This window comes from Lysobacter antibioticus HS124 (assembly GCF_000336385.2).
GTDB lineage: Bacteria > Pseudomonadota > Gammaproteobacteria > Xanthomonadales > Xanthomonadaceae > Lysobacter > Lysobacter firmicutimachus.
This window is the reverse complement of record NZ_HG424473.1, coordinates 1-19,206: the sequence shown is the minus strand read 5'-3', so window position 1 is coordinate 19,206 and position 19,206 is coordinate 1. Positions and strand designations below refer to the sequence as shown.

The window sequence follows — 19,206 nt, the reverse complement described above, 5'->3', positions numbered from 1 at the left end:
GGCCGCGCTGGCGTTGTTGCAACGTTGCAAATACAACTGAAATTCGCAATCCCGCGGATATCGGTGCTACTCATAGGTGACTTTTAATGAGCATGACTGATCCCATCGCCGACATGCTGGTCCGCATCAAGAATGCGGCCGCTGTGCGCAAGCAGACGGTGAAGATGCCGTCGTCCAAGGTGAAGGTGGCCATCGCCGCCGTGCTGAAGGACGAGGGCTACATCCTGGATTCGCGCGTCACCGATCTCGGTGGCGGCAAGTCCGAACTCGAAATCTCGCTGAAGTACTACGAAGGCAAGCCGGTGATCGAGCGCCTGGAGCGCTACTCCCGTTCGGGCCTGCGTCAGTACCGCGGCAAGGACGCGCTGCCCAAGGTCCTCGGCGGCCTCGGCGTGGCCATCATCTCCACCTCGAAGGGCATCATGACCGATGCGCAGGCGCGCCAGCAGGGCGTCGGCGGTGAAGTCCTGTGCTTCGTGGCCTAAGGGAGGAATAGACCCATGTCCCGAGTTGCCAAGAAGCCGATCGCCCTGCCGAAGGGCGTCGAAATCAACGTTCAGGCCGACGCCGTCGTCGCCAAGGGCCCGAAGGGCTCGCTGTCGATCGCCAAGCCGGCCGCCATCAACCTGAAGGTCGAGAACAACGAGGCCGTCTTCGTGACCGAAGACGCCGCGCTGATCCCGCTGACCGGCACCCTGCGCGCCATCCTCGCCAATATGGTGAAGGGCGTGTCGGAAGGCTTCGAGCGCAAGCTCGAGCTGGTCGGCGTCGGTTACCGCGCCTCGATGCAGGGCAAGGACCTGAGCCTGGCCCTGGGCTTCTCCCATCCGGTCGTGTTCAAGGCGCCGGAAGGCATCACGCTGGCCACCCCGACCCAGACCGAGATCCTGGTCCAGGGCGCGGACAAGCAGCGCGTCGGCGAAGTCGCCGCCAAGATTCGCGGTTTCCGTCCGCCGGAGCCCTACAAGGGCAAGGGCGTGAAGTACGCCGGCGAAGTCATCATCCGTAAGGAAGCCAAGAAGGCCTAACGGGTAGGGCGCCGGCCCCTCGCCGGCCCCCGAGACACCAAGCTTTCAGCTTTCGGAGACCAGATCATGAAGAAGAACATCGCCCGCCTGCGCCGCGCCAAGTCGACCCGTGCGCACATCCGTGAACTCGGCGTGCCGCGCCTGACCGTGCTGCGCACCGGTCAGCACCTGTACGCCCAGGTCTTCACCCACGACGGTTCGCGCGTCCTGGCCTCGGCCTCGACCGTGCAGGCCGAAGTCAAGGAAGGCCTGAAGAACGGCAAGAACGCCGACGCCGCGACCAAGGTCGGCCAGATCATCGCCGAGCGCGCCAAGGCCGCGGGCATCGAGAAGGTCGCGTTCGACCGCTCGGGCTACCGCTACCACGGCCGCATCAAGGCGCTGGCCGAAGCCGCTCGCGAAGGCGGCCTGCAGTTCTAAGGCTTGAAGGCGTGGGGGCTCGCCCCCACGCCTGAACGCATTCCCCGCCGGCTCGGGTTCAGGGTCGGGCGCCGACAGGATTAGTGCCCCGTCGGCGAAACATCCGCTGCAGCCCACAACGATAAGCGGCCAAGTCGCAAATCCTTTCAACTACAGAGATATAGCAATGGCTAACGAACGTGAACCGCGGGGTCGCGATCGCGATCGCAACCGCGAAGAGATCGACGACGGCATGATCGAGAAGCTGATCGCGGTCAACCGCGTCAGCAAGACCGTCAAGGGCGGTCGCCAGTTCACCTTCACCGCGCTGACGGTGGTGGGCGACGGCAACGGCAAGGTCGGTTTCGGTTACGGCAAGGCGCGCGAAGTGCCGGTCGCGATCCAGAAGTCGATGGAGTACGCCCGCAAGAGCATGGCCAACGTCGAGCTCAACAACGGCACCCTGTGGCACTCGGTCAAGGCCGGTCACGGCGCCGCCCGCGTGTTCATGCAGCCGGCTTCGGAAGGTACCGGCGTGATCGCCGGCGGCGCGATGCGCGCCGTGCTCGAAGCGGTCGGCGTCAAGAACGTGCTGGCCAAGGCCGTGGGTTCGCGCAACCCGATCAACCTGGTCCGCGCTACCCTGAAGGGCCTGACCGACATGCATTCGCCGGCCAAGATCGCGGCCAAGCGCGGCAAGAAGGTGGAGGATCTCCTCAATGGCTAAGAACGAAGCCGGTACCGGCACCGTCAAGGTGCGTCTGGTCAAGGGTCTGCGTGGCACCCAGTCGCGTCACCGCCTGTCGGTGAAGGCGCTGGGCCTGAACAAGCTCAACGACGTGCGTGAACTGAAGGACAGCCCGCAGGTGCGCGGCCTGATCAACAAGGTTCACTACCTCGTCCAGGTCGAGGAGTAATCATCATGCGTCTCAACACTCTCAAGCCGGCCGACGGCGCTCGTCAGGAGCGTACTCGCGTCGGTCGCGGCATCGGTTCGGGCCTGGGCAAGACCGCCGGTCGCGGTCACAAGGGTTCGTTCGCGCGCGCCGGTAAGGGCAAGATCAAGGCCGGCTTCGAAGGCGGCCAGATGCCCATGCAGCGCCGCCTGCCGAAGATCGGCTTCCGCTCGAAGCTGGCCAAGGACACCGCCGAAGTGCTGCTGTACCAGCTGGACAAGCTGGACGCCGGCGACGTCGATTTCGCCGCGCTGAAGGCCGCCAAGCTCGTCCCGAGCACGGCCAAGCAGGCCAAGATCGTCAAGAAGGGCGAGCTGACCAAGAAGTTCGTGCTCAAGGGTGTGCTGGCCACGGCCGGCGCCAAGGCCGCGATCGAAGCGGCCGGCGGCAAGGTCGAGGAGTAACCGACGCATGGCGCGGAGCGGCAACGCGATGGCTGGCCTCGGTGGCGGGCTCGGTAAGTTCACCGAGCTCCGTCAGCGTTTGCTGTTCGTGATCGGCGCTTTGATCGTCTACCGCATCGGCAGCTACATCCCGGTGCCGGGCGTCAACCCGCAGGCGATGGTCGAATTCATGTCGACCAAGCAGGGCACGATCGTGGACATGTTCAACATGTTCTCGGGCGGCGCCCTGCATCGCTTCAGCCTGTTCGCGCTGAACGTGATGCCGTATATCTCGGCATCGATCATCGTCCAGCTGCTGGTGCAGATCGTGCCCAGCCTGAAGGCCATCCAGAAGGAAGGCGAATCGGGCCGGCGCAAGATCAACCAGTGGTCGCGGATGGGCGCGATTCCGCTGGCCGTGTTCCAGGCCTGGGGCATCGCCGCGGGCCTGCAGTCGAGCATGGCGCCCAATGGCGTGCCGGTGGTGTATTCGCCGGGCATGGGCTTCATCCTGACCGCGGTGATCGCGCTGACCGCCGGCACCATGTTCCTGATGTGGCTGGGCGAGCAGATCACCGAGCGCGGCGTCGGCAACGGCGTTTCGCTGATCATCTTCGCCGGTATCGTCGCGGGCCTGCCCGCCGCGCTGCTGCAGATGTTCGAGCAGATCCGCAACGGCGACATGAGCGCGATCGCGGCCATCGTCGTGGTCCTGCTGGTGGTCGGCTTCACCTACCTGGTCGTGTTCGTCGAACGCGGCCAGCGCCGGATCACGGTGAACTACGCCCGGCGCCAGGGCGGGCGCAACGCCTACATGAACCAGGCGTCGTTCCTGCCGCTGAAGCTCAACATGGCGGGCGTGATCCCGGCGATCTTCGCCTCCAGCATCGTCATGTTCCCGGCCACCGCCGCGACCTGGTTCGCCCAGAACAACAGCGGCAGCGGCTTCTCCGGGTTCCTGCAACGGCTCAGCCAATGGCTGAATCCGGGTGAACCCGTGCACATGATCCTGTATGCTGGTCTGATCGTCGGCTTCGCGTTCTTCTACACGGCGCTGGTGTTCAACTCGCAGGAAACCGCCGACAACCTGAAGAAGTCGGGTGCGTTGATTCCGGGCATCCGTCCGGGCAAGGCGACGGCGGACTACGTTGATGGCGTGCTGACCCGCTTGACGGCGGCCGGCGCGATTTACCTGGTGATCGTCTGCCTCCTGCCGGAGGTCATGCGTACCCAACTGGGCACCTCGTTCTACTTCGGCGGCACGTCGCTGCTGATCGTGGTGGTCGTGGTGATGGATTTCATCGCTCAAATCCAGGCTCATCTGATGTCGCATCAGTACGAAAGCCTGTTGAAGAAAGCGAACTTGAAGGGCGGCTCGCGCGGCGGTCTCGCGCGCGGGTGAGTCAGGACCGGTTCGCGCGCCAGAGTAGCGCGCGGGGCTGAGGGGGGGGCAGGGCATCGCCTCATTCAGCCAGTTCAGACTCGTCGCCGGAGCATGGGCACACTCCCCATGCCGGAGTTCCGTGGCACCTCTGGTGCCGCGGGGCTTCCTATTAACCCGAGACCTAGATACAATTTCCAGTTCACTCCGCCAGGATTAATCCGTCCTGGCCGCCAAACCAGTTGGAGATCGCGTTATGGCGCGTATTGCGGGCGTCAATTTGCCTGCCCAGAAGCATGTCTGGGTTGGGCTCCAGAGCATCTACGGCATCGGCCGTACCCGTTCGAAGCAGATCTGCGAAACCGCAGGTGTGACCTCGACCACCAAGATCCGCGACCTGTCCGAGCCGGAAGTCGAGCGCTTGCGCGCCGAGGTCGGCAAGTTCGTGGTCGAAGGCGACCTGCGCCGCGAAATCGGCATCGCCATCAAGCGTCTGATGGACCTGGGCTGCTATCGCGGCCTGCGTCACCGTCGCGGCCTGCCGCTGCGCGGTCAGCGTACCCGGACCAATGCTCGTACCCGTAAGGGTCCGCGCAAGGCCATCAAGAAGTAAGGGGACCTAGACCATGGCCAAGCCGGCAGCAGTCAAGACCAAGAAGAAGATCAAGCGCGTCGTCACCGACGGCATCGCCCACGTCCACGCTTCTTTCAACAACACCATCATCACGATCACCGACCGCCAGGGCAACGCGCTGTCGTGGGCGACTTCGGGCGGCGCGGGTTTCCGCGGCTCGCGCAAGTCGACTCCGTTCGCCGCCCAGGTCGCCGCCGAAAAGGCCGGCCGCGCTGCGCTCGACTACGGCGTCAAGTCGCTGGAAGTCCGCATCAAGGGCCCGGGCCCGGGTCGTGAGTCCGCCGTTCGTTCGCTGAACAACGTCGGTTACAAGATCATCAACATCATCGACGTGACGCCGATCCCGCACAACGGGTGCCGTCCGCCGAAGAAGCGTCGCGTCTGAGGAGCTGAAGAACCATGGCTCGTTATATTGGCCCCACCTGTAAGCTCGCCCGTCGCGAAGGCGCCGACCTCGGCCTGAAGTCGTCCGCGCGCGCGCTCGACTCGAAGTGCAAGCTCGAGCAGAAGCCCGGCCAGCATGGCCCGACCGCCCGCAAGGGCAAGCTGTCCGACTACGCCACCCAGCTGCGCGAAAAGCAGAAGGTCAAGCGTATCTACGGTCTGCTGGAGCGTCAGTTCCGCAACTACTACAAGAAGGCCTCGACCAAGAAGGGCAACACCGGCGAGAACCTGCTGCAGTTGCTGGAAACCCGTCTGGACAACGTCGTCTATCGCATGGGCTTCGCCGTCACCCGTCCGGCCGCCCGTCAGCTGGTCTCGCACCGCGGCGTCACGGTCAACGGCAAGTCGGTGAACCTGCCGTCGTACCAGGTCAAGGCCGGCGACGCGATCGCCCTGTCCGAACGCGCCCAGAAGCAGCTGCGCGTGCAGGAATCGCTGACCGTCTCCTCGCAGATGGACCTGTCGCCGTCGTGGGTCGAAGTCGACAGCAAGAAGTTCAGCGGCGTGTTCAAGGCGGTTCCGGATCGCGCGGACCTGCCGGCCGACATCAACGAAGCGCTGATCGTCGAGTTGTACAGCAAGTAATAGTGCTGGGCGAAGGCGGTTCCGCAACGGCACCGCCTTCGCCGGCAACCCAGGTCGGCGCGGCATACGCGCCGGCCGCTCCCTCGAATCGAGGGGGCTCCAAGAGCTAAAGCCTTCCGTCGCCCCCCGGCGGAGGTCATTGGAGACACCGAAACATGACGGTTACCGCCAACCAGGTACTGCGCCCGCGCGGTCCGCAGATCGAACGCCTCAACGGCAATCGCGCGAAAGTCGTGATCGAACCGTTGGAGCGCGGCTACGGCCACACGCTGGGCAACGCGCTGCGCCGCGTGCTGCTGTCGTCGATCCCGGGTTTCGCCATCACCGAGGTCGAAATCGACGGCGTGCTGCATGAGTACACCACGGTCGAAGGTCTGGAAGAGGACGTGCTGGAGGTTCTGCTGAACCTCAAGGACGTCGCCATCCGCATGCACACCGGCGAGTCCTCGACGCTGTCGCTGGCCAAGCAGGGCCCCGGCATCGTCACCGCCGGCGACATCAAGACCGACCACAACGTCGAAATCCTCAACACCGACCATGTGATCTGCCACCTGACCAAGGACACGGCGATCAACATGCGTCTGAAGATCGAGCGCGGCTTCGGCTACCAGCCGGCGGCCGCCCGCCGTCGTCCGGACGAAGAAACCCGCGCCATCGGCCGCCTGATGCTGGACGCCAGCTTCTCGCCGGTCCGTCGCGTCGCCTACGCCGTCGAAGCCGCGCGCGTCGAACAGCGCACCGACCTCGACAAGCTGGTGCTGGACATCGAAACCAACGGCACGATCGACGCCGAGGAAGCCGTGCGCACCGCCGCCGACATCCTCACCGATCAACTGTCGGTGTTCGGCGACTTCACCCACCGCGACCGCGGTGCGCAGAAGCCGGCCACCAGCGGCATCGATCCGATCCTGCTGCGCCCGATCGACGACCTCGAGCTGACCGTGCGTTCGGCCAACTGCCTCAAGGCCGAGAGCATCTACTACGTCGGCGATCTGATCCAGAAGACCGAAGTCGAGCTGCTCAAGACCCCGAACCTGGGCAAGAAGTCGCTCACCGAGATCAAGGAAGTGCTGGCTCAGCGCGGCCTGTCCCTCGGCATGAAGCTCGAGAACTGGCCGCCGGCCGGTATCGCTTCGCACGGGATGATGGGGTGAGCCCAAGCCTCGCTGCGCGGCGCCGCCGCGCGGCCGGGGCGAACGCCCGACGCAGTGCGCCGGGCCGGGGAACGACAAGAGTCCACGCCGAGGTCAGCCGAAGCGTGGATTCTTGATTCAAGCGACACCGTAGTCCAGCACCACCGCACCACCGCCGACGGACCGAAGTCCGCGGCCTGCCGGTCAAGGATGGCCGGTTCGGACCACCCGCAGTCCAATGCTCCAACGCCTGGATGGCGACAGCGAAGTCCAACCGTCCCAACATTCATCAGGAATCATAGCCATGCGTCACCAGAAAGCCGGCCGCAAGTTCAGCCGCACCAGCGCTCACCGCGATGCCATGTTCACCAACATGGCGGCCTCGCTGATCAAGCACGGCCTCATCCGCACCACCCTGCCCAAGGCCAAGGAACTGCGCCGCGTCGCCGAGCCGCTGATCACCCTGGCCAAGCAGGACGGCGTCGCCAACCGCCGCCTCGCCTTCTCGCGCCTGCGCGACAAGGAAGCCGTCGGCACCTTGTTCACCACCCTGGGCCCGCGTTACGCGAGCCGTCCGGGCGGCTACCTGCGCATCCTGAAGTGCGGCTTCCGTGCCGGCGACAACGCGCCGATGGCCTATGTGGAGCTGGTCGACCGTCCGGAAGCGGCGGCCGAGTAAGACGTCCGCGCCGTAGCCGGCGCGACGAACAGCCAGCACACTGGGTCTCGGCCGCACGACGGTCGGGGCCCATGCGAGCGAAAACCCCGGCCGAGAGGTCGGGGTTTTTGCTTTCCGGCGACGGTTACGCCGGCAACGGTTACCACGGTAAATGTCGCGAGCCGGTATGGTCCGACCTGGGACTACAAGAGGGCTTGGGCAGACGGGAATCCGGTCGCATCGATCCGCAGCATCGGCTGCGAGGACGAATCGTCGCAGGGCGGCAACTTTCGTGCCGCCGGCGCAGTCCATTCGGGCTGCGGCGCGACGCAGCGTTGCTCGAATTCATGCCGATTGGACATTGGCACGACCCAACCCCGACCCGTATGGTGTGTACATGAACCCTTTCAAAGCCTCCTTCCGGATCCAATTCCTGCTCGGCTTCCTGGCCTGCGCGGGTCTGCTCGCCTACGCCTTCTATCTCCAGCTCTACCAGCATCTGGAGCCGTGCCCGCTGTGCATCTTCCAGCGGGTGGCGTTCTTCGCTCTCGGCCTGGTGTTCCTGCTCGGCGCTATCCACGGCCCGCGCAAGCCCGGCGGCCGCCGCGCTTACGGCGTGCTGAGCCTGCTGGCCGCGCTGGCCGGCATCGCCGTGGCCGGCAACCATGTCCGCCTGCAGCACCTCCCGCCGGGTCAGGTGCCGGCCTGCGGCCCGGGCCTGGACTACATGCTCGAGGCGATGCCGATCGCCGGCGTCATCCGCAAGGTCATGACCGGCTCGGGCGAGTGCGCGGCGGTGGACTGGACCTTCCTCGGTTTGGCCATGCCGGCCTGGAGCCTGATCTGCTTCATCGTGCTGGCCGTGTGGGCGGCCTATGCCGCGTTCCGCGGCCGTTGACCCCAGTAGTACCGACGCTTTCCCGCTACCCGTCCCGCCGCCCTCCCATTCACCCGACCACTCCCTCCCTCGCAAGCCCCAAACGGAATCCAAGGAAATGAGCGCCTCCGATCGCAGCAACCTCCGTGCCGTCAATCTGCCCGCCGACTGGAGCCCGACCTCCTGGCGCGAGCGCACCGCACTGCAGTTGCCGAGCTATCCGGACGCGGCCGAGTTGGACAGCGCCTTGCAGGAGCTGCGGCAGCTGCCGCCGCTGGTGACCTCGTGGGAGATCCTGTCGCTGAAGCAGCAACTGGCCGAAGCCCAGGAAGGCAAGCGATTTTTGCTGCAGGGCGGAGATTGCGCCGAGAGCTTCGACCAGTGCAGCTCGGACGTGATCTCCAACCGGCTCAAGGTGCTGCTGCAGATGAGCTTGGTGCTGGTGCACGGCATGCGCAAGCCGGTGGTGCGCGTGGGCCGCTTCGCCGGCCAGTACGCCAAGCCGCGGTCGGCCGACACCGAGACCATCGACGGCGTGACCTTGCCGAGCTACCGCGGCGACATGGTCAACGGCCCGGCCTTCAACGAGACCGCGCGCAAGCCCGACCCGCGGCGCATGATCAAGGCGCACGCGCGTTCGGCGATGACGATGAACTTCGTCCGCGCGCTGATCGACGGCGGCTTCGCCGACCTGCACCACCCCGAGTACTGGAACCTGAGCTGGGTCGGCCACTCGCCGCTGGCCGACGAGTACCGGCGCATGGTCAACGCGATCGGCGACGCGGTGCGCTTCATGGAAACCCTGTCGGGTTCGGAAGTGCACAACCTCAACCGGGTCGACTTCTACACCTCGCACGAAGCCCTGCTGTTGCCGTACGAGGAGTCGCTGACCCGGCAGGTGCCGCGCCATTGGGGCTGGTTCAACCTCAGCACCCATTACCCGTGGATCGGCATGCGCACCGCGGCGGTCGACGGCGCCCATGCCGAGTACTTCCGCGGCATCCGCAATCCGATCGCGCTCAAGGTCGGCCCGTCGGTCACGCCGGACCAGCTGCTGCGCACGGTGGACCTGCTCAACCCCGACGACGAGCCGGGCCGGTTGACCTTCATCCATCGCATGGGCGCGAGCCAGATCGCGGACAAGCTGCCGACCTTGCTCGACGCGATGCGCCGCGACGGCCGCCGCGTGCTGTGGGTGTGCGATCCGATGCACGGCAACACCGAGAGCACCAGCAACGGCTACAAGACCCGCCGCTTCCGCAATATCCGCGCCGAGATCGAGACCGCGTTCGAGCTGCACGCGGCCGCCGGCACGCGCCTGGGCGGCGTGCACCTGGAGTTGACCGGCGAGGACGTCACCGAGTGCCTGGGCGGCGCGCGCGAGCTGACCGAGAGCGATCTGGAACGCGCCTACCGCTCCACCGTCGATCCGCGCCTGAACTACGAGCAGGCGCTGGAGGTGGCGATGCTGATCGTGCGCAAGCAGGCGCAGATCGCGGCGCCGGCCTGAACCGGATGCCCCGAGAAAACAGCCCGCCTTTCGGCGGGCTTTTTCTTTTGGGCGGGATTGGGGATTGGGGATTGCTTGGAGCGACGGTTCGAATTGCATTTGCGGCTTGGGCTCCGGGAAGAGATGCGGACAGCCGATGGGCTGTCCGTCTCGCTCGGCTGCCGCTGTCTCGGGTTTGGGAGAACGCCGGGTCGATGTGCTCTTGCTGCTACGGATTGACGCTGACCGGATACCGCGGCGCGCGGCGGGTGCCGGTGGCTTGCTCGAAGGCGTAGCCGAGCGAGAGCAGGCGCGCGTCGCTCCAGCGCGGGCCCATGAAGGCTAGGCCGACCGGCAGGCCCTGGGCTTCGCCCATCGGCACGGTCAGGCTGGGATACCCGGCGACCGCGGCCGCGCCCCAGCTGGCGCCGCCGAAGGCGTCGCCGTTGACCGGGTCGGCCATGAAGGCCGGGGTGGTCGCGGGCGCGATCAAGGCGTCGAGGCGGTGCTTGTTCACCAAGGCATCGATGCCCTGCGTGCCGGCGAGTTGGCGCGCCCGCGCCGCGGCCTTGCGATAGGCCGGCTCGGTCAACGGGCCTTTCTTCGCTGCCTGTTCGAACAGCTCCTGGCCGAAAAACGGCATCTCGCGCTCGGCCTGGGCGCGATTGAACGCGATCAATTCGTCCAGCGTCTTGATCGGCGCGTCGCTGTCGCGCAGATAGCGCTGCAGGCCGTCCTTGAATTCGTACAGCAGCACCTCGAACTCGGGCCCGTCCCATTTGCCCTGGGTCGGCATGCGCACCTCGACCACGGTCGCGCCGGCTTCGCGCATGCGCTGCAGCGCGCGCTGCAGCGCTGCGTCCTGGTCCGGGTGGCTGCGCACGCCGCTGTCGCGCAACAGGCCCAAGCGCGCGCCGCGCAACGCGTCGGCGTCGAGCGCGGCGACGTAGTCCGGCGCGCGCTTGCCGGCGGCGGCCTGTGCGGCGCGGTCGCCGCCGGCCTCGGCCGCGGCGAGGACGTTGAGCAACTGCGCGGCGTCGGCGACGCTGCGCGCCATCGGCCCGGCGCTGTCCTGGCTGGACGAGATCGGGATGATGCCGGCGCGGCTGACCAGACCGACGCTGGGCTTGAAGCCCACCAGGCCGTTCATCGCCGCTGGGCACAGGATGCTGCCGTCGGTTTCGGTGCCGACTCCGACCGCGGCCAGGCTGGCGGCGATCGCCGCGCCAGTGCCGCTACTGGAGCCGCAGGCGCTGCGGTCCAGCGCGTACGGATTGCGGGTCTGGCCGCCGCGCGCGCTCCAGCCCGAGGTCGAGCGGGTCGAACGGAAGTTGGCCCACTCGCTGAGATTGGTCTTGCCCAGGATCACCGCGCCGGCCGCGCGCAACGCGGCGACCAGGGGCGCGTCGCGGCGCGGGCGGTGTTCGGCCAGGGCTAGCGAGCCGGCCGAGTTGGCCATCGGCAGCGCGTCGATATTGTCCTTGAGCAGCACCGGGATGCCGTGCAGCGGCCCGCGCACCTGCCCGCCCTTGCGTTCGGCGTCGAGCGCGCGCGCTTCGCCGAGCGCGTCGGGATTGAGTTCGATCACCGCATTGAGGCGCGGACCGGCGTCGTCGAGCGCGGCGATGCGGTCCAGGTAGGCCTCGGTCAGGCGCGCGCTGCTGAGGTCGCCGCCGGCCATGCGCGCGCTCAAGGTCGCCAGGTCGGCTTCGACGATGCGCAGCGGGTCGGCCGGTGCCCGCCCGGCCGCCGGCTCGGCGGCGCCGGTGCGCGGCGCGGTCGAAGGCGCGCTGGCGCAAGCGGCCAAGCCCAGGACCAGCGCCAAGGCGCCGAGGCGGAGGACGAAGGACGGGCTGGGCATGCGAGCGCTCCCCTGCGTGGCTCGCCGTCGAGTATGCCCGGCGCCGGGCGGCCGTGCGCTCAGGCGGGCGCGTCGCCGTCCGCGTCGTCGTCCACGGCGGCGACCGGCCGCGACGGGCGGCGGTAGACGAAGTCCGGCGCCGGCGCCTGCGACTCGCGTTCGGCCAGCGCGCGCACCCGGGCATGGTCGGGCGAGCGCTCGCAGACCGGGTCGAGAGTATCGGCGCGGCCGCTCAGCGCCAGCGCCTGGCAGCGGCAGCCGCCCCAGTCGCGCTCGCGGTGTTCGCAGCCGCGGCACGGCTCGGGCATCCAGTCGCTGCCGCGGAAGCGCGCGAACGCTTCCGACTCGCGCCAGATCTCGCCGAGGCTGCGCTCGCGCACCGATTCGAAGCGCAGACCGTCGATGGTTTCGGCGGCGTGGCAAGGCAGCACCTTGCCTTCCGGACTGATGTTGACGAAACGCTGCGCCCAGCCGCCCATGCAGGCCTTGGGCCGGCGCGCGTAATAGTCGGGGGTGACGTAGTCGATGGTCAGGCGGCCGCGCAGGCGTTCGCGCGCGGCTTCGACGGCGGCGGTCACGGCCTGGAGCTGTTCGCGGGTCGGCATCAGCGCGGCGCGGTTCTTCAAGCCCCAGCCGTAGTACTGGGTATGCGCGACTTCCAGCCGGCCGGCGCCGAGTTCGAGCGCGAGTTCGATCATCGCCGCCACGCGTCCGGCATTGTGGCGATGGATCACCGCGTTGAGGGTCAGCGGCAGGTCCAACTCGCGGCACCATTGCGCCAGCGCGAGCTTGCGCCGGTGCGCGCCGTCGTAGCCGGCGATGCGGTCGGCGCCGGCGGCTTCGCTGTCCTGCAGGCTCAGTTGCAAATGGTCGAGCCCGGCCTGCTGCAGGGCTTGCAGGCGTGTGCGGTCGAGGCCGATGCCGGAGGTGATCAGATTGGCGTACAGGCCCAGCGCGCGGGCGCGCGCGACCAGTTCGGGCAGATCGCGGCGCAGGGTCGGTTCGCCGCCGGAGAAGTGCACCTGCAGCGCGCCGAGTTCGGCCGCCTGGTCGAGCACGCGCAGCCAGTCGGCGGTGGCAAGTTCTTCGCGCTGGCCGACCAGGCGCAGCGGGTTGGAGCAGTACGGGCACGCCAACGGGCAGCGGTGGGTGAGTTCCAGCAGCACCGCCAGCGGCGGTGCCGGCGCGCGGCGCGCGATCGGGTCCGGCGCCGACGGCACGGCGTTCATGTCGCCGGCGCCAGGGCCAGCAGGCGGCGCTCGAGCAAGGTCGCGAACAACTCGCCGACGTCGGCGCCGACCTCGGACGGCTCGGCGCCGTATTCGGCGGCGAGCGCGGCCACGATCGTGTCGACGCGGGTCGCGCCATCCACGCGCGCGAGCACGGCGTGGGCGATCTCGTCGAGCTCGACGACGCGCTCCGGGGCGAGCAGCACCCACTGATCGCGCGCGCGGTCGTATTGCAGGCGCACGCCGGGCGGGAAGCGCGGAATCGCGTCGGGCGCCGGCGTTTGCGGCAGCGCGCTCATGCGTCCGACTCCGGCGAGCATGCCTGCGGCAAAAACGCGCCGGGCGGCGGCAGACGCGGCTCGACATAGGCGAAGTGCAGCGCGTCGAGCATCGACCACAGCACATCGCACTTGAAGCGCAGCGCGGCGCAGACCGCCTCCTGCTGCTCGCGGGTGCGGGCGTGGCGCAGCACGTAGTCGAGGGCGAAGTTCGCGTCCTGCGGCGCCTGGTGCAGGCGCGAGTCGAAATAGGCCAGCGCCTGCTTGGACACGAAGTCGTAGTTGGCGAGCATGCCGGCGACGCGCTGGCCGATGATGGTCGGCGCGAACAGTTCGGTCAGCGAGGACGCGATCGCTTCGAGCAGGCTGCGCTCGCGCACGAACCGGATGTAGGCCTGGGCGGCGAAGCGGGTCGCCGGCAGCAGGGCGCGCCCGGATTCGACCAGCTCGCGGTCCAGGCCCAGCGCGTCGGTCAGGCGCAGCCAGCGGGCGATGCCGCCTTCGTCGGGGCCGTCGCCGTCGTGGTCGACGATGCGCTGGCGCCAGACCCGGCGCAGCTGCGGATCCTCGATCCGCGCCAGCAAGGCCGCGTCCTTGAGCGGGATGCAGCGCTGGTACTCGTAGCGGTTCAGCGCCCAGGCCTGGACCTGGCCGCGGTCGAGCCGGCCGCCGTGCAGCAGGGCGTGGAAGGGGTGGCGGTCGTGGTAGCGCTCGGCGCCGATCGCGCGCAGCCGCGCCTCCAGTTCCGCCGCGCTCAACGGGCGGGCGGCATCGGTATCGGCACGGGCGTCGGAGCGGTCGAGCGGCGAGGGGACGGGGCGGGCGCTCACAGCTGGATCTCCATGCCGTCCTCGGCGACTTCCCAGCCTTGCGCGGCGGCGTGCGCGCGCTCGGACGAGGCGTCGTCGAGCAGGGGGTTGGTGGTGTTGAGGTGGACGAAGACCTTGCGCGCCACCGCCAGGTCGGCGAACGCCGCCAAGGTGCCGCGCTCGCCGGCCACGCTCATGTGGCCCATGCGCGCGCCGGTCTTGCTGCCGACGCCGGCGCGGATCAGTTCGTCGTCGTGCCAGACGGTGCCGTCGAAGAACACCAGCGCGGCGCCGCGCACGCGTTCGCGCAGGGCGTCGGTCATCGCCGCGCAGCCGGGGATGTAATAGCAACGCTCGCGGCCGTCGTCGATCTCCAGGCCCAGCGTGTGCTCGGCGTCGCCGGCCAGGTCCGCGACCCGCGACTCCATGAACAAGGGCACCTTGCCGGGCACGGCGAAGGCGGTGACGCGCAGGCCGAGCGGGCGCTCCAGGCCGTCGATCTCCAGCGGCGCGTCCAGCGCCAGCGCACGCCGGCGCACGTAGGCCGGGTCCAGCGCGTCGAAGATCGGGTTGTCGCGCAGCAGCTGATGCACGCGCGCGCTGGCCCACAGGTCGAAACGCTGGCGTTCGCGCATCGACAGCAGGCCGGCGATGTGGTCGATCTCGCCGCTGCTCAGCAGCACCGCTTCGATCGGCGAATGGCGCAGGCCGTCGCGCGGCCACAAGGCGGGCGCGGCCAGCACCTGCTGGCGGAAATCCGGCGAGGCGTTGATCAGCAGCCAGCGTTCGCCGTCGGCGCTGACCGCGATGCTGGCCTGGGTGCGGCGCTTATGCCCCGGCGCCTGGCGCCAGGCCTGGCGGCTGCCGGGGGTGTTGCAGTTCCACTGCGGATAGCCGCCTCCGGCCGCCGCTCCGAGCACGACGATGCGCATCATCGCCGGCCTTGGGCATCGGCACCGGGCCTCGCGCGCGTCGCGGCGGCGGAAGCGGACATGCTCAGAACAGATCGCCGGACGAGTACGAATTGATTTCGCAGCCGACCGAGATCTCGCGGATCTGAGGCTTGGACCAGGTCTTCATGAGCGTTCCTCGTTGGGGAGTGGGCCGGTCGCGGCGCAGCGGCCGCGACTTGCCGACGATACACCGCGATCCGCGGCCGCGCCTGTGATTGACGGCCGGATCGCGGCCTCGCGCATGGCCGCCGGCGGCGGTCGCGGCGCGCTCAGCGACGCCGCTTGACCAGGTCGCGGGCGAGAATCCAGACCACGATCACGTTGATCGCCAGCACCGCGATCGACAGCCAGCCCGGGTGCTTCCACAGCGCGTACAGGTCGACCGGCAGGTAGATCGCCGCGCCGATGCAGCCCAGCCAGGAGGCCCAGGCGCGCGCCTTCCACAGGCCCCAGGCTTCGAGCAAGCGCAGCAGCGCGTAGCCGAACGCGATCGCCGCGGCCAGGTGGATCGAATCCGGGCCGATGCCGTTGGCGAGCCAGGCCAGCGAGCCGTGCCGCGGGTCGAGGTGGAAATGGCGGATCAGTTCGTCGATCCAGCGCCGCAACGGCGCCGGGCCGAGCAGTTCCAGGCCGCTCGCCGCCGACAGCGCCAGCACGCCCTTGGCCGCTTCCAGCGCGGCGATGGCGTGCAGGCCCGGGTGGGCCTTGGGATCGTGGTCGTAGGCGGGATCGGCCGGCGTCATCGCGGCGGCGCGCCGCAGGCGCGGGCGGGGCCGGGCGGCGGGCGCCGGCGGGAAGCGGGAGCGATCAGATCGTGCATGGGCATGCGGCGTTCGATCTTCGTGGCGCGGTGGGGGTTCCCGCTGGCGGCGCCGATTGTGTCGGGTCGATCGCGCCGGCGGCGAAAACCGGAACGCGCGCCGGAGCGCGCGTTTCCTGGCCCCTGCCTCCCCGCGCGGGCGGGAGAGGCGGGGCCCGGTCGCCTTGCGGGCAAGGCGACGGTAGCGAGGATCAGGCCGCGCGCGAGGCGCGCTTGCGATCGCTCTCGGTGAGGAACTTCTTGCGCAGACGGATTTCCTTCGGGGTGACTTCGACCAGCTCGTCGTCCTCGATGAAGTCCAGCGCCTGCTCCAGGGTGTACTTGATGGCCGGGGTCAGCTTGATCGCGTCGTCCTTGCCCGAAGCGCGCATGTTGGTCAGCGGCTTGGTCTTGATCGCGTTGACGGTCAGGTCGTTGTCCTTGGAGTGGATGCCGATCAGCTGGCCTTCGTACACGTTGTCGCCTTCGGCGGCGAACAGGCGGCCGCGCTCTTCCAGCGGGCCCAGCGCGTAGGCCGGAGTGGCGCCGGCGGCGTTGGCGATCATCACCCCGTTCGGACGCTTGGCGATGGCGCCGGTTTCCTTCGGGCCGTAATGGTCGAACACGTGGAACAGCAGGCCCGAGCCCTGGGTCAGGGTGCGGAACTCGTTCTGGAAGCCGATCAGGCCGCGCGCCGGGATGGTGTAGTCCAGGCGCACGCGGCCCTTGCCGTCGGGTTCCATGTTCTTCAGCTGGGCCTTGCGGATGCCGAGCTTCTCCATCACGCCGCCCTGGTGCTGCTCTTCGATGTCGACCACCAACTGTTCGATCGGCTCCATCAGCTGGCCGTCGATTTCCTTGATGATCACTTCCGGACGCGACACGGCCAGCTCGAAGCCTTCGCGGCGCATGTTCTCGATCAGCACCGACAGGTGCAGCTCGCCGCGGCCGGAGACCAGGAACTTGTCCGGGTCGGAGCCTTCCTCGACCTTCAGCGCGACGTTGTGCAGGGTCTCGCGTTCCAGGCGCTCGCGCAGCTGGCGGCTGGTGAGGAACTTGCCGCCGCTGTATTCCTTGTGGCCGGCGAACGGCGAGTTGTTGACCTGGAAGGTCATGCTGATGGTCGGCTCGTCCACGGTCAGCGCCGGCAGCGCTTCCGGCGCGTCGAGCGCGCACACGGTGTCGGAGATCGACAGGTCGGTGACGCCGGCGATGGCGACGATGTCGCCGGCCTCGGCCTCCTCGGCCTCGATGCGTTCCAGGCCCATGAAGCCCAGCACCTGCACGATCTTGCCCTGGCGCTTCTTGCCTTCGCGGTCGACCACGCTGACCGGCATGTTCTTCTTGACCTTGCCGCGCTGGATGCGGCCGATGCCGATCAGGCCGACGAAGTTGCTGTAGTCCAGCTGGCTGATGCGCATCTGGAACGGGCCGTCGAGATCGACCTGCGGCGGCGGCACGTGCTTCATGATCGCTTCGTACAGCGGGGTCATGTCGCCCGAGCGGGCGGCGTCGTCGAGGCTGGCGTAGCCGTGCAGCGCCGAGGCGTAGACGATCGGGAAGTCGAGCTGCTCGTTGGTGGCGCCGAGCTTGTCGAACAGGTCGAACACCTGGTCGATGACCCAGTCCGGACGCGCGCCCGGGCGGTCGATCTTGTTGACCACCACGATCGGCTTGAAGCCCATCGCGAAGGCCTTCTGGGTGACGAAGCGGGTCTGCGGCATCGGGCCGTCCATCGCGTCGACCAGGATCAGCACCGAGTCGACCATCGACAGCACGCGCTCGACCTCGCCGCCGAAGTCGGCGTGGCCCGGGGTGTCGACGATGTTGATGCGGTTGCCCTGCCAGGTGATGGCGGTGTTCTTGGCCAGGATGGTGATGCCGCGTTCTTTTTCCTGGTCGTTGCTGTCCATCGCGCGCTCGGCCAGCACCGTGCGTTCGGACAGGGTGCCCGACTGCTTCAGGAGGCAGTCGACGAGGGTGGTCTTGCCATGGTCGACGTGGGCGACGATGGCGATATTGCGCAGGCGTTCGATGGACATGCGAAGGGGACGCCGCGAGGCGCGATAGCTGAGGAAGATAGCCGACCATTATAGCCGGCAACGGTGACCGTCCGCTCAATGCGGCGGCATCGGCAACCGAAACGGGCCACGTTCGGGTGGTTGAGGCGGGCCGGGCGGGGGAGGCGGAGGCGGATCGTCGTCGGAAGGGGGGCGATTCGCGGGCCGGAAGGTGCGGGCGAAGGGTACGAAAGGGTCCTTCCTCCACCCTGCAAAAGGGGCGGCGGGGCGGCGGTTCTGAGGGCTTCCCCGGTCGAACCGGCCCGGTCCCGGGCAGGCTTTGTTCGAGAGGGTTCGCCAGAGCGGGCTGGGCCGGCAGGGGCTTGGTGGGGGCGAAACCGCTGCGGGTCAAACCGTAGCGGGTCAGGCCGCAGCGGGCTCCGTCGGAACCGGCCTCCGCGAAGCCGCGGGCGCCGCCCTGCGCGGCGCGGAGCCTGAATCCGCCGCGCTGGCGCAGGGCAGGCTGGCCCGGTACGGGCGCCGCACAGGGCCGTACGCCTGACCGAGCGGGCCGTGCTGGCGGTTCGCGCCGGCGGCCTGCGCCCGACGGCGGCGGCCCGGCCAGCCCGGGGCCGGCATGGCGGTATGCTATGCGGCTCCCTCACCGAACCGAGTCCGGACCATGAGCCTGATCGCCAACTTCGACACCGACCGCGGCACCATCCGCGTGGAACTCGCCGCCGACAAGGCGCCGCTGACCGTCGCCAACTTCGTCAACCTGGCCCAGCGCGGCTTCTACGACGGCCTGAACTTCCACCGCGTCATCGCCAACTTCATGATCCAGGGCGGCTGCCCGCAGGGCACCGGCACCGGCGGCCCGGGCTATCGCTTCGAGGACGAAACCCGCAACGGCCTGACCCACCAGCGCGGCGTGCTGTCGATGGCCAACGCCGGCCCGGGCACCAACGGCAGCCAGTTCTTCATCACCCACATCGTCTGCGATTGGCTGGACGGCAAGCACACTGTGTTCGGCAAGGTCGTGGAAGGCCTGGACGTGGTCGATGCGGTCAAGCAGGGCGACAAGATCAAGTCGGTCAAGATCGAAGGCGACGCCGCCGCCGCGCTGGCCGCCAAGGCCGACCGCGTCGCCGAGTGGAACAAGATCCTGTCGGCGTAAGGCTTCGCGCCGAACCGCCGCGGTTCCGGCGACGGCCCGGGAGCGATCCCGGGCCGTTCGCGTTTGCGGGCCGCGGTTTCCGCCGCCGGCCGCCGCGCCTGCGTTCGCGCCGGGCGCCGGCCACGCCGCGCGG

Annotated in this window: 23 protein-coding genes; 15 read left to right on the top strand and 8 right to left on the bottom strand. The window is 68.5% G+C overall.

The genetic code is table 11. The annotated features are described in order from the left end of the window. The first annotated feature begins 86 nt into the window (after positions 1-86). The 14 genes from rpsH (at position 87) to TX83_RS07405 (ending at position 9,988) form a co-directional block, all read left to right on the top strand. Positions 87-485 (top strand): 30S ribosomal protein S8, encoded by a 399-nt coding sequence (rpsH, locus tag TX83_RS07470; protein WP_064747311.1) that lies wholly within the window; start codon positions 87-89, stop codon positions 483-485. Between the two features lie 15 nt (positions 486-500). Next, on the top strand, positions 501-1,028 hold the full coding sequence (gene rplF / locus TX83_RS07465; RefSeq protein WP_064747310.1) for a 50S ribosomal protein L6: 528 nt from the start codon (positions 501-503) through the stop codon (positions 1,026-1,028). 66 nt (positions 1,029-1,094) lie between these two features. Next, entirely contained in the window at positions 1,095-1,448 is a 354-nt protein-coding gene (gene rplR / locus TX83_RS07460) for a 50S ribosomal protein L18 (protein WP_064747309.1), read from the top strand. Between the two features lie 166 nt (positions 1,449-1,614). Beyond that, positions 1,615-2,154 (top strand): 30S ribosomal protein S5, encoded by a 540-nt coding sequence (gene rpsE / locus TX83_RS07455; RefSeq protein ID WP_064747308.1) that lies wholly within the window; start codon positions 1,615-1,617, stop codon positions 2,152-2,154. Further along, positions 2,147-2,344 carry a 50S ribosomal protein L30 gene (gene rpmD, locus TX83_RS07450; RefSeq protein ID WP_064747307.1) on the top strand — a complete coding sequence of 66 codons (198 nt, stop codon included), beginning with the start codon at positions 2,147-2,149 and terminating at the stop codon, positions 2,342-2,344. The genes rpsE and rpmD overlap by 8 nt, the downstream gene beginning before the upstream one ends. Beyond that, complete coding sequence (gene rplO / locus TX83_RS07445; RefSeq protein WP_064747306.1) at positions 2,344-2,787, top strand: 50S ribosomal protein L15; 444 nt, start codon at positions 2,344-2,346, stop codon at positions 2,785-2,787. The genes rpmD and rplO overlap by 1 nt, the downstream gene beginning before the upstream one ends. A 7-nt stretch (positions 2,788-2,794) precedes the next feature. After that, positions 2,795-4,168: a preprotein translocase subunit SecY gene (gene secY, locus TX83_RS07440; protein WP_064747305.1), complete on the top strand. Its 1,374-nt coding sequence runs from the start codon at positions 2,795-2,797 to the stop codon at positions 4,166-4,168. A 235-nt stretch (positions 4,169-4,403) separates the two neighbouring features. Further along, entirely contained in the window at positions 4,404-4,760 is a 357-nt protein-coding gene (gene rpsM, locus TX83_RS07435; protein ID WP_064747304.1) for a 30S ribosomal protein S13, read from the top strand. Positions 4,761-4,773: 13 nt separating this feature from the next. Continuing rightward, positions 4,774-5,166: a 30S ribosomal protein S11 gene (gene rpsK / locus TX83_RS07430; RefSeq protein WP_057948535.1), complete on the top strand. Its 393-nt coding sequence runs from the start codon at positions 4,774-4,776 to the stop codon at positions 5,164-5,166. Between the two features lie 14 nt (positions 5,167-5,180). Next, a complete protein-coding gene (gene rpsD / locus TX83_RS07425) occupies positions 5,181-5,810 on the top strand; it encodes a 30S ribosomal protein S4 (protein WP_036111747.1) in 630 nt (209 codons plus the stop codon). A gap of 155 nt (positions 5,811-5,965) precedes the next feature. After that, positions 5,966-6,964: a DNA-directed RNA polymerase subunit alpha gene (locus tag TX83_RS07420; RefSeq protein WP_064747303.1), complete on the top strand. Its 999-nt coding sequence runs from the start codon at positions 5,966-5,968 to the stop codon at positions 6,962-6,964. A 283-nt stretch (positions 6,965-7,247) separates the two neighbouring features. Further along, entirely contained in the window at positions 7,248-7,622 is a 375-nt protein-coding gene (rplQ, locus tag TX83_RS07415; protein WP_064747302.1) for a 50S ribosomal protein L17, read from the top strand. A 376-nt stretch (positions 7,623-7,998) separates the two neighbouring features. Next, on the top strand, positions 7,999-8,499 hold the full coding sequence (locus TX83_RS07410) for a disulfide bond formation protein B (protein ID WP_064747301.1): 501 nt from the start codon (positions 7,999-8,001) through the stop codon (positions 8,497-8,499). A gap of 97 nt (positions 8,500-8,596) precedes the next feature. Continuing rightward, a complete protein-coding gene (locus tag TX83_RS07405) occupies positions 8,597-9,988 on the top strand; it encodes a class II 3-deoxy-7-phosphoheptulonate synthase (RefSeq protein WP_064747300.1) in 1,392 nt (463 codons plus the stop codon). Positions 9,989-10,196: 208 nt separating this feature from the next. On the opposite strand, the gene TX83_RS07400 is transcribed toward TX83_RS07405, so the two are convergent. The 8 genes from TX83_RS07400 to typA form a co-directional block, all read right to left on the bottom strand. Then, positions 10,197-11,828 carry an amidase gene (locus tag TX83_RS07400; RefSeq protein WP_079248105.1) on the bottom strand — a complete coding sequence of 544 codons (1,632 nt, stop codon included), beginning with the start codon at positions 11,826-11,828 and terminating at the stop codon, positions 10,197-10,199. Positions 11,829-11,887: 59 nt separating this feature from the next. Next, positions 11,888-13,057: a pyrroloquinoline quinone biosynthesis protein PqqE gene (gene pqqE, locus TX83_RS07395; protein WP_064747299.1), complete on the bottom strand. Its 1,170-nt coding sequence runs from the start codon at positions 13,055-13,057 to the stop codon at positions 11,888-11,890. Continuing rightward, complete coding sequence (gene pqqD, locus TX83_RS23785) at positions 13,054-13,356, bottom strand: pyrroloquinoline quinone biosynthesis peptide chaperone PqqD (RefSeq protein ID WP_064747298.1); 303 nt, start codon at positions 13,354-13,356, stop codon at positions 13,054-13,056. Before pqqD ends, pqqE begins: the two co-directional genes overlap by 4 nt. Continuing rightward, complete coding sequence (gene pqqC / locus TX83_RS07390; RefSeq protein WP_064747353.1) at positions 13,353-14,093, bottom strand: pyrroloquinoline-quinone synthase PqqC; 741 nt, start codon at positions 14,091-14,093, stop codon at positions 13,353-13,355. The genes pqqD and pqqC overlap by 4 nt, the downstream gene beginning before the upstream one ends. A 68-nt stretch (positions 14,094-14,161) precedes the next feature. After that, positions 14,162-15,076: a pyrroloquinoline quinone biosynthesis protein PqqB gene (gene pqqB / locus TX83_RS07385; protein ID WP_064747352.1), complete on the bottom strand. Its 915-nt coding sequence runs from the start codon at positions 15,074-15,076 to the stop codon at positions 14,162-14,164. A 64-nt stretch (positions 15,077-15,140) separates the two neighbouring features. Next, positions 15,141-15,224: a pyrroloquinoline quinone precursor peptide PqqA gene (gene pqqA / locus TX83_RS24195; RefSeq protein WP_036111709.1), complete on the bottom strand. Its 84-nt coding sequence runs from the start codon at positions 15,222-15,224 to the stop codon at positions 15,141-15,143. Between the two features lie 142 nt (positions 15,225-15,366). Further along, positions 15,367-15,840 carry a DUF2127 domain-containing protein gene (locus TX83_RS07375; protein WP_064747297.1) on the bottom strand — a complete coding sequence of 158 codons (474 nt, stop codon included), beginning with the start codon at positions 15,838-15,840 and terminating at the stop codon, positions 15,367-15,369. Between the two features lie 268 nt (positions 15,841-16,108). Next, positions 16,109-17,938: a translational GTPase TypA gene (typA, locus tag TX83_RS07370; protein ID WP_064747296.1), complete on the bottom strand. Its 1,830-nt coding sequence runs from the start codon at positions 17,936-17,938 to the stop codon at positions 16,109-16,111. A 640-nt stretch (positions 17,939-18,578) separates the two neighbouring features. Here typA and TX83_RS07360 point away from each other — a divergent pair. Continuing rightward, a complete protein-coding gene (locus TX83_RS07360; RefSeq protein WP_064747294.1) occupies positions 18,579-19,073 on the top strand; it encodes a peptidylprolyl isomerase in 495 nt (164 codons plus the stop codon). Positions 19,074-19,206: the final 133 nt, after the last annotated feature.

Bases quoted from the DNA above. Each gene is read 5' to 3' on its own strand.
- pqqA (WP_036111709.1), bottom strand. From the start codon at position 15,224: ATGAAGACCTGGTCCAAGCCTCAGATCCGCGAGATCTCGGTCGGCTGC.
- TX83_RS07405 (WP_064747300.1), top strand. From the start codon at position 8,597: ATGAGCGCCTCCGATCGCAGCAACCTCCGTGCCGTCAATCTGCCCGCC.
- rplQ (WP_064747302.1), top strand. From the start codon at position 7,248: ATGCGTCACCAGAAAGCCGGCCGCAAGTTCAGCCGCACCAGCGCTCAC.
- pqqE (WP_064747299.1), bottom strand. From the start codon at position 13,057: ATGAACGCCGTGCCGTCGGCGCCGGACCCGATCGCGCGCCGCGCGCCG.
- typA (WP_064747296.1), bottom strand. From the start codon at position 17,938: ATGTCCATCGAACGCCTGCGCAATATCGCCATCGTCGCCCACGTCGAC.
- pqqB (WP_064747352.1), bottom strand. From the start codon at position 15,076: ATGCGCATCGTCGTGCTCGGAGCGGCGGCCGGAGGCGGCTATCCGCAG.
- pqqD (WP_064747298.1), bottom strand. From the start codon at position 13,356: ATGAGCGCGCTGCCGCAAACGCCGGCGCCCGACGCGATTCCGCGCTTC.
- rpsE (WP_064747308.1), top strand. From the start codon at position 1,615: ATGGCTAACGAACGTGAACCGCGGGGTCGCGATCGCGATCGCAACCGC.
- rpsM (WP_064747304.1), top strand. From the start codon at position 4,404: ATGGCGCGTATTGCGGGCGTCAATTTGCCTGCCCAGAAGCATGTCTGG.
- TX83_RS07375 (WP_064747297.1), bottom strand. From the start codon at position 15,840: ATGACGCCGGCCGATCCCGCCTACGACCACGATCCCAAGGCCCACCCG.
- rpsH (WP_064747311.1), top strand. From the start codon at position 87: ATGAGCATGACTGATCCCATCGCCGACATGCTGGTCCGCATCAAGAAT.
- TX83_RS07360 (WP_064747294.1), top strand. From the start codon at position 18,579: ATGAGCCTGATCGCCAACTTCGACACCGACCGCGGCACCATCCGCGTG.
- TX83_RS07400 (WP_079248105.1), bottom strand. From the start codon at position 11,828: ATGCCCAGCCCGTCCTTCGTCCTCCGCCTCGGCGCCTTGGCGCTGGTC.
- rpmD (WP_064747307.1), top strand. From the start codon at position 2,147: ATGGCTAAGAACGAAGCCGGTACCGGCACCGTCAAGGTGCGTCTGGTC.
- rplF (WP_064747310.1), top strand. From the start codon at position 501: ATGTCCCGAGTTGCCAAGAAGCCGATCGCCCTGCCGAAGGGCGTCGAA.
- TX83_RS07420 (WP_064747303.1), top strand. From the start codon at position 5,966: ATGACGGTTACCGCCAACCAGGTACTGCGCCCGCGCGGTCCGCAGATC.
- rplR (WP_064747309.1), top strand. From the start codon at position 1,095: ATGAAGAAGAACATCGCCCGCCTGCGCCGCGCCAAGTCGACCCGTGCG.
- rpsD (WP_036111747.1), top strand. From the start codon at position 5,181: ATGGCTCGTTATATTGGCCCCACCTGTAAGCTCGCCCGTCGCGAAGGC.
- rpsK (WP_057948535.1), top strand. From the start codon at position 4,774: ATGGCCAAGCCGGCAGCAGTCAAGACCAAGAAGAAGATCAAGCGCGTC.
- TX83_RS07410 (WP_064747301.1), top strand. From the start codon at position 7,999: ATGAACCCTTTCAAAGCCTCCTTCCGGATCCAATTCCTGCTCGGCTTC.
- secY (WP_064747305.1), top strand. From the start codon at position 2,795: ATGGCGCGGAGCGGCAACGCGATGGCTGGCCTCGGTGGCGGGCTCGGT.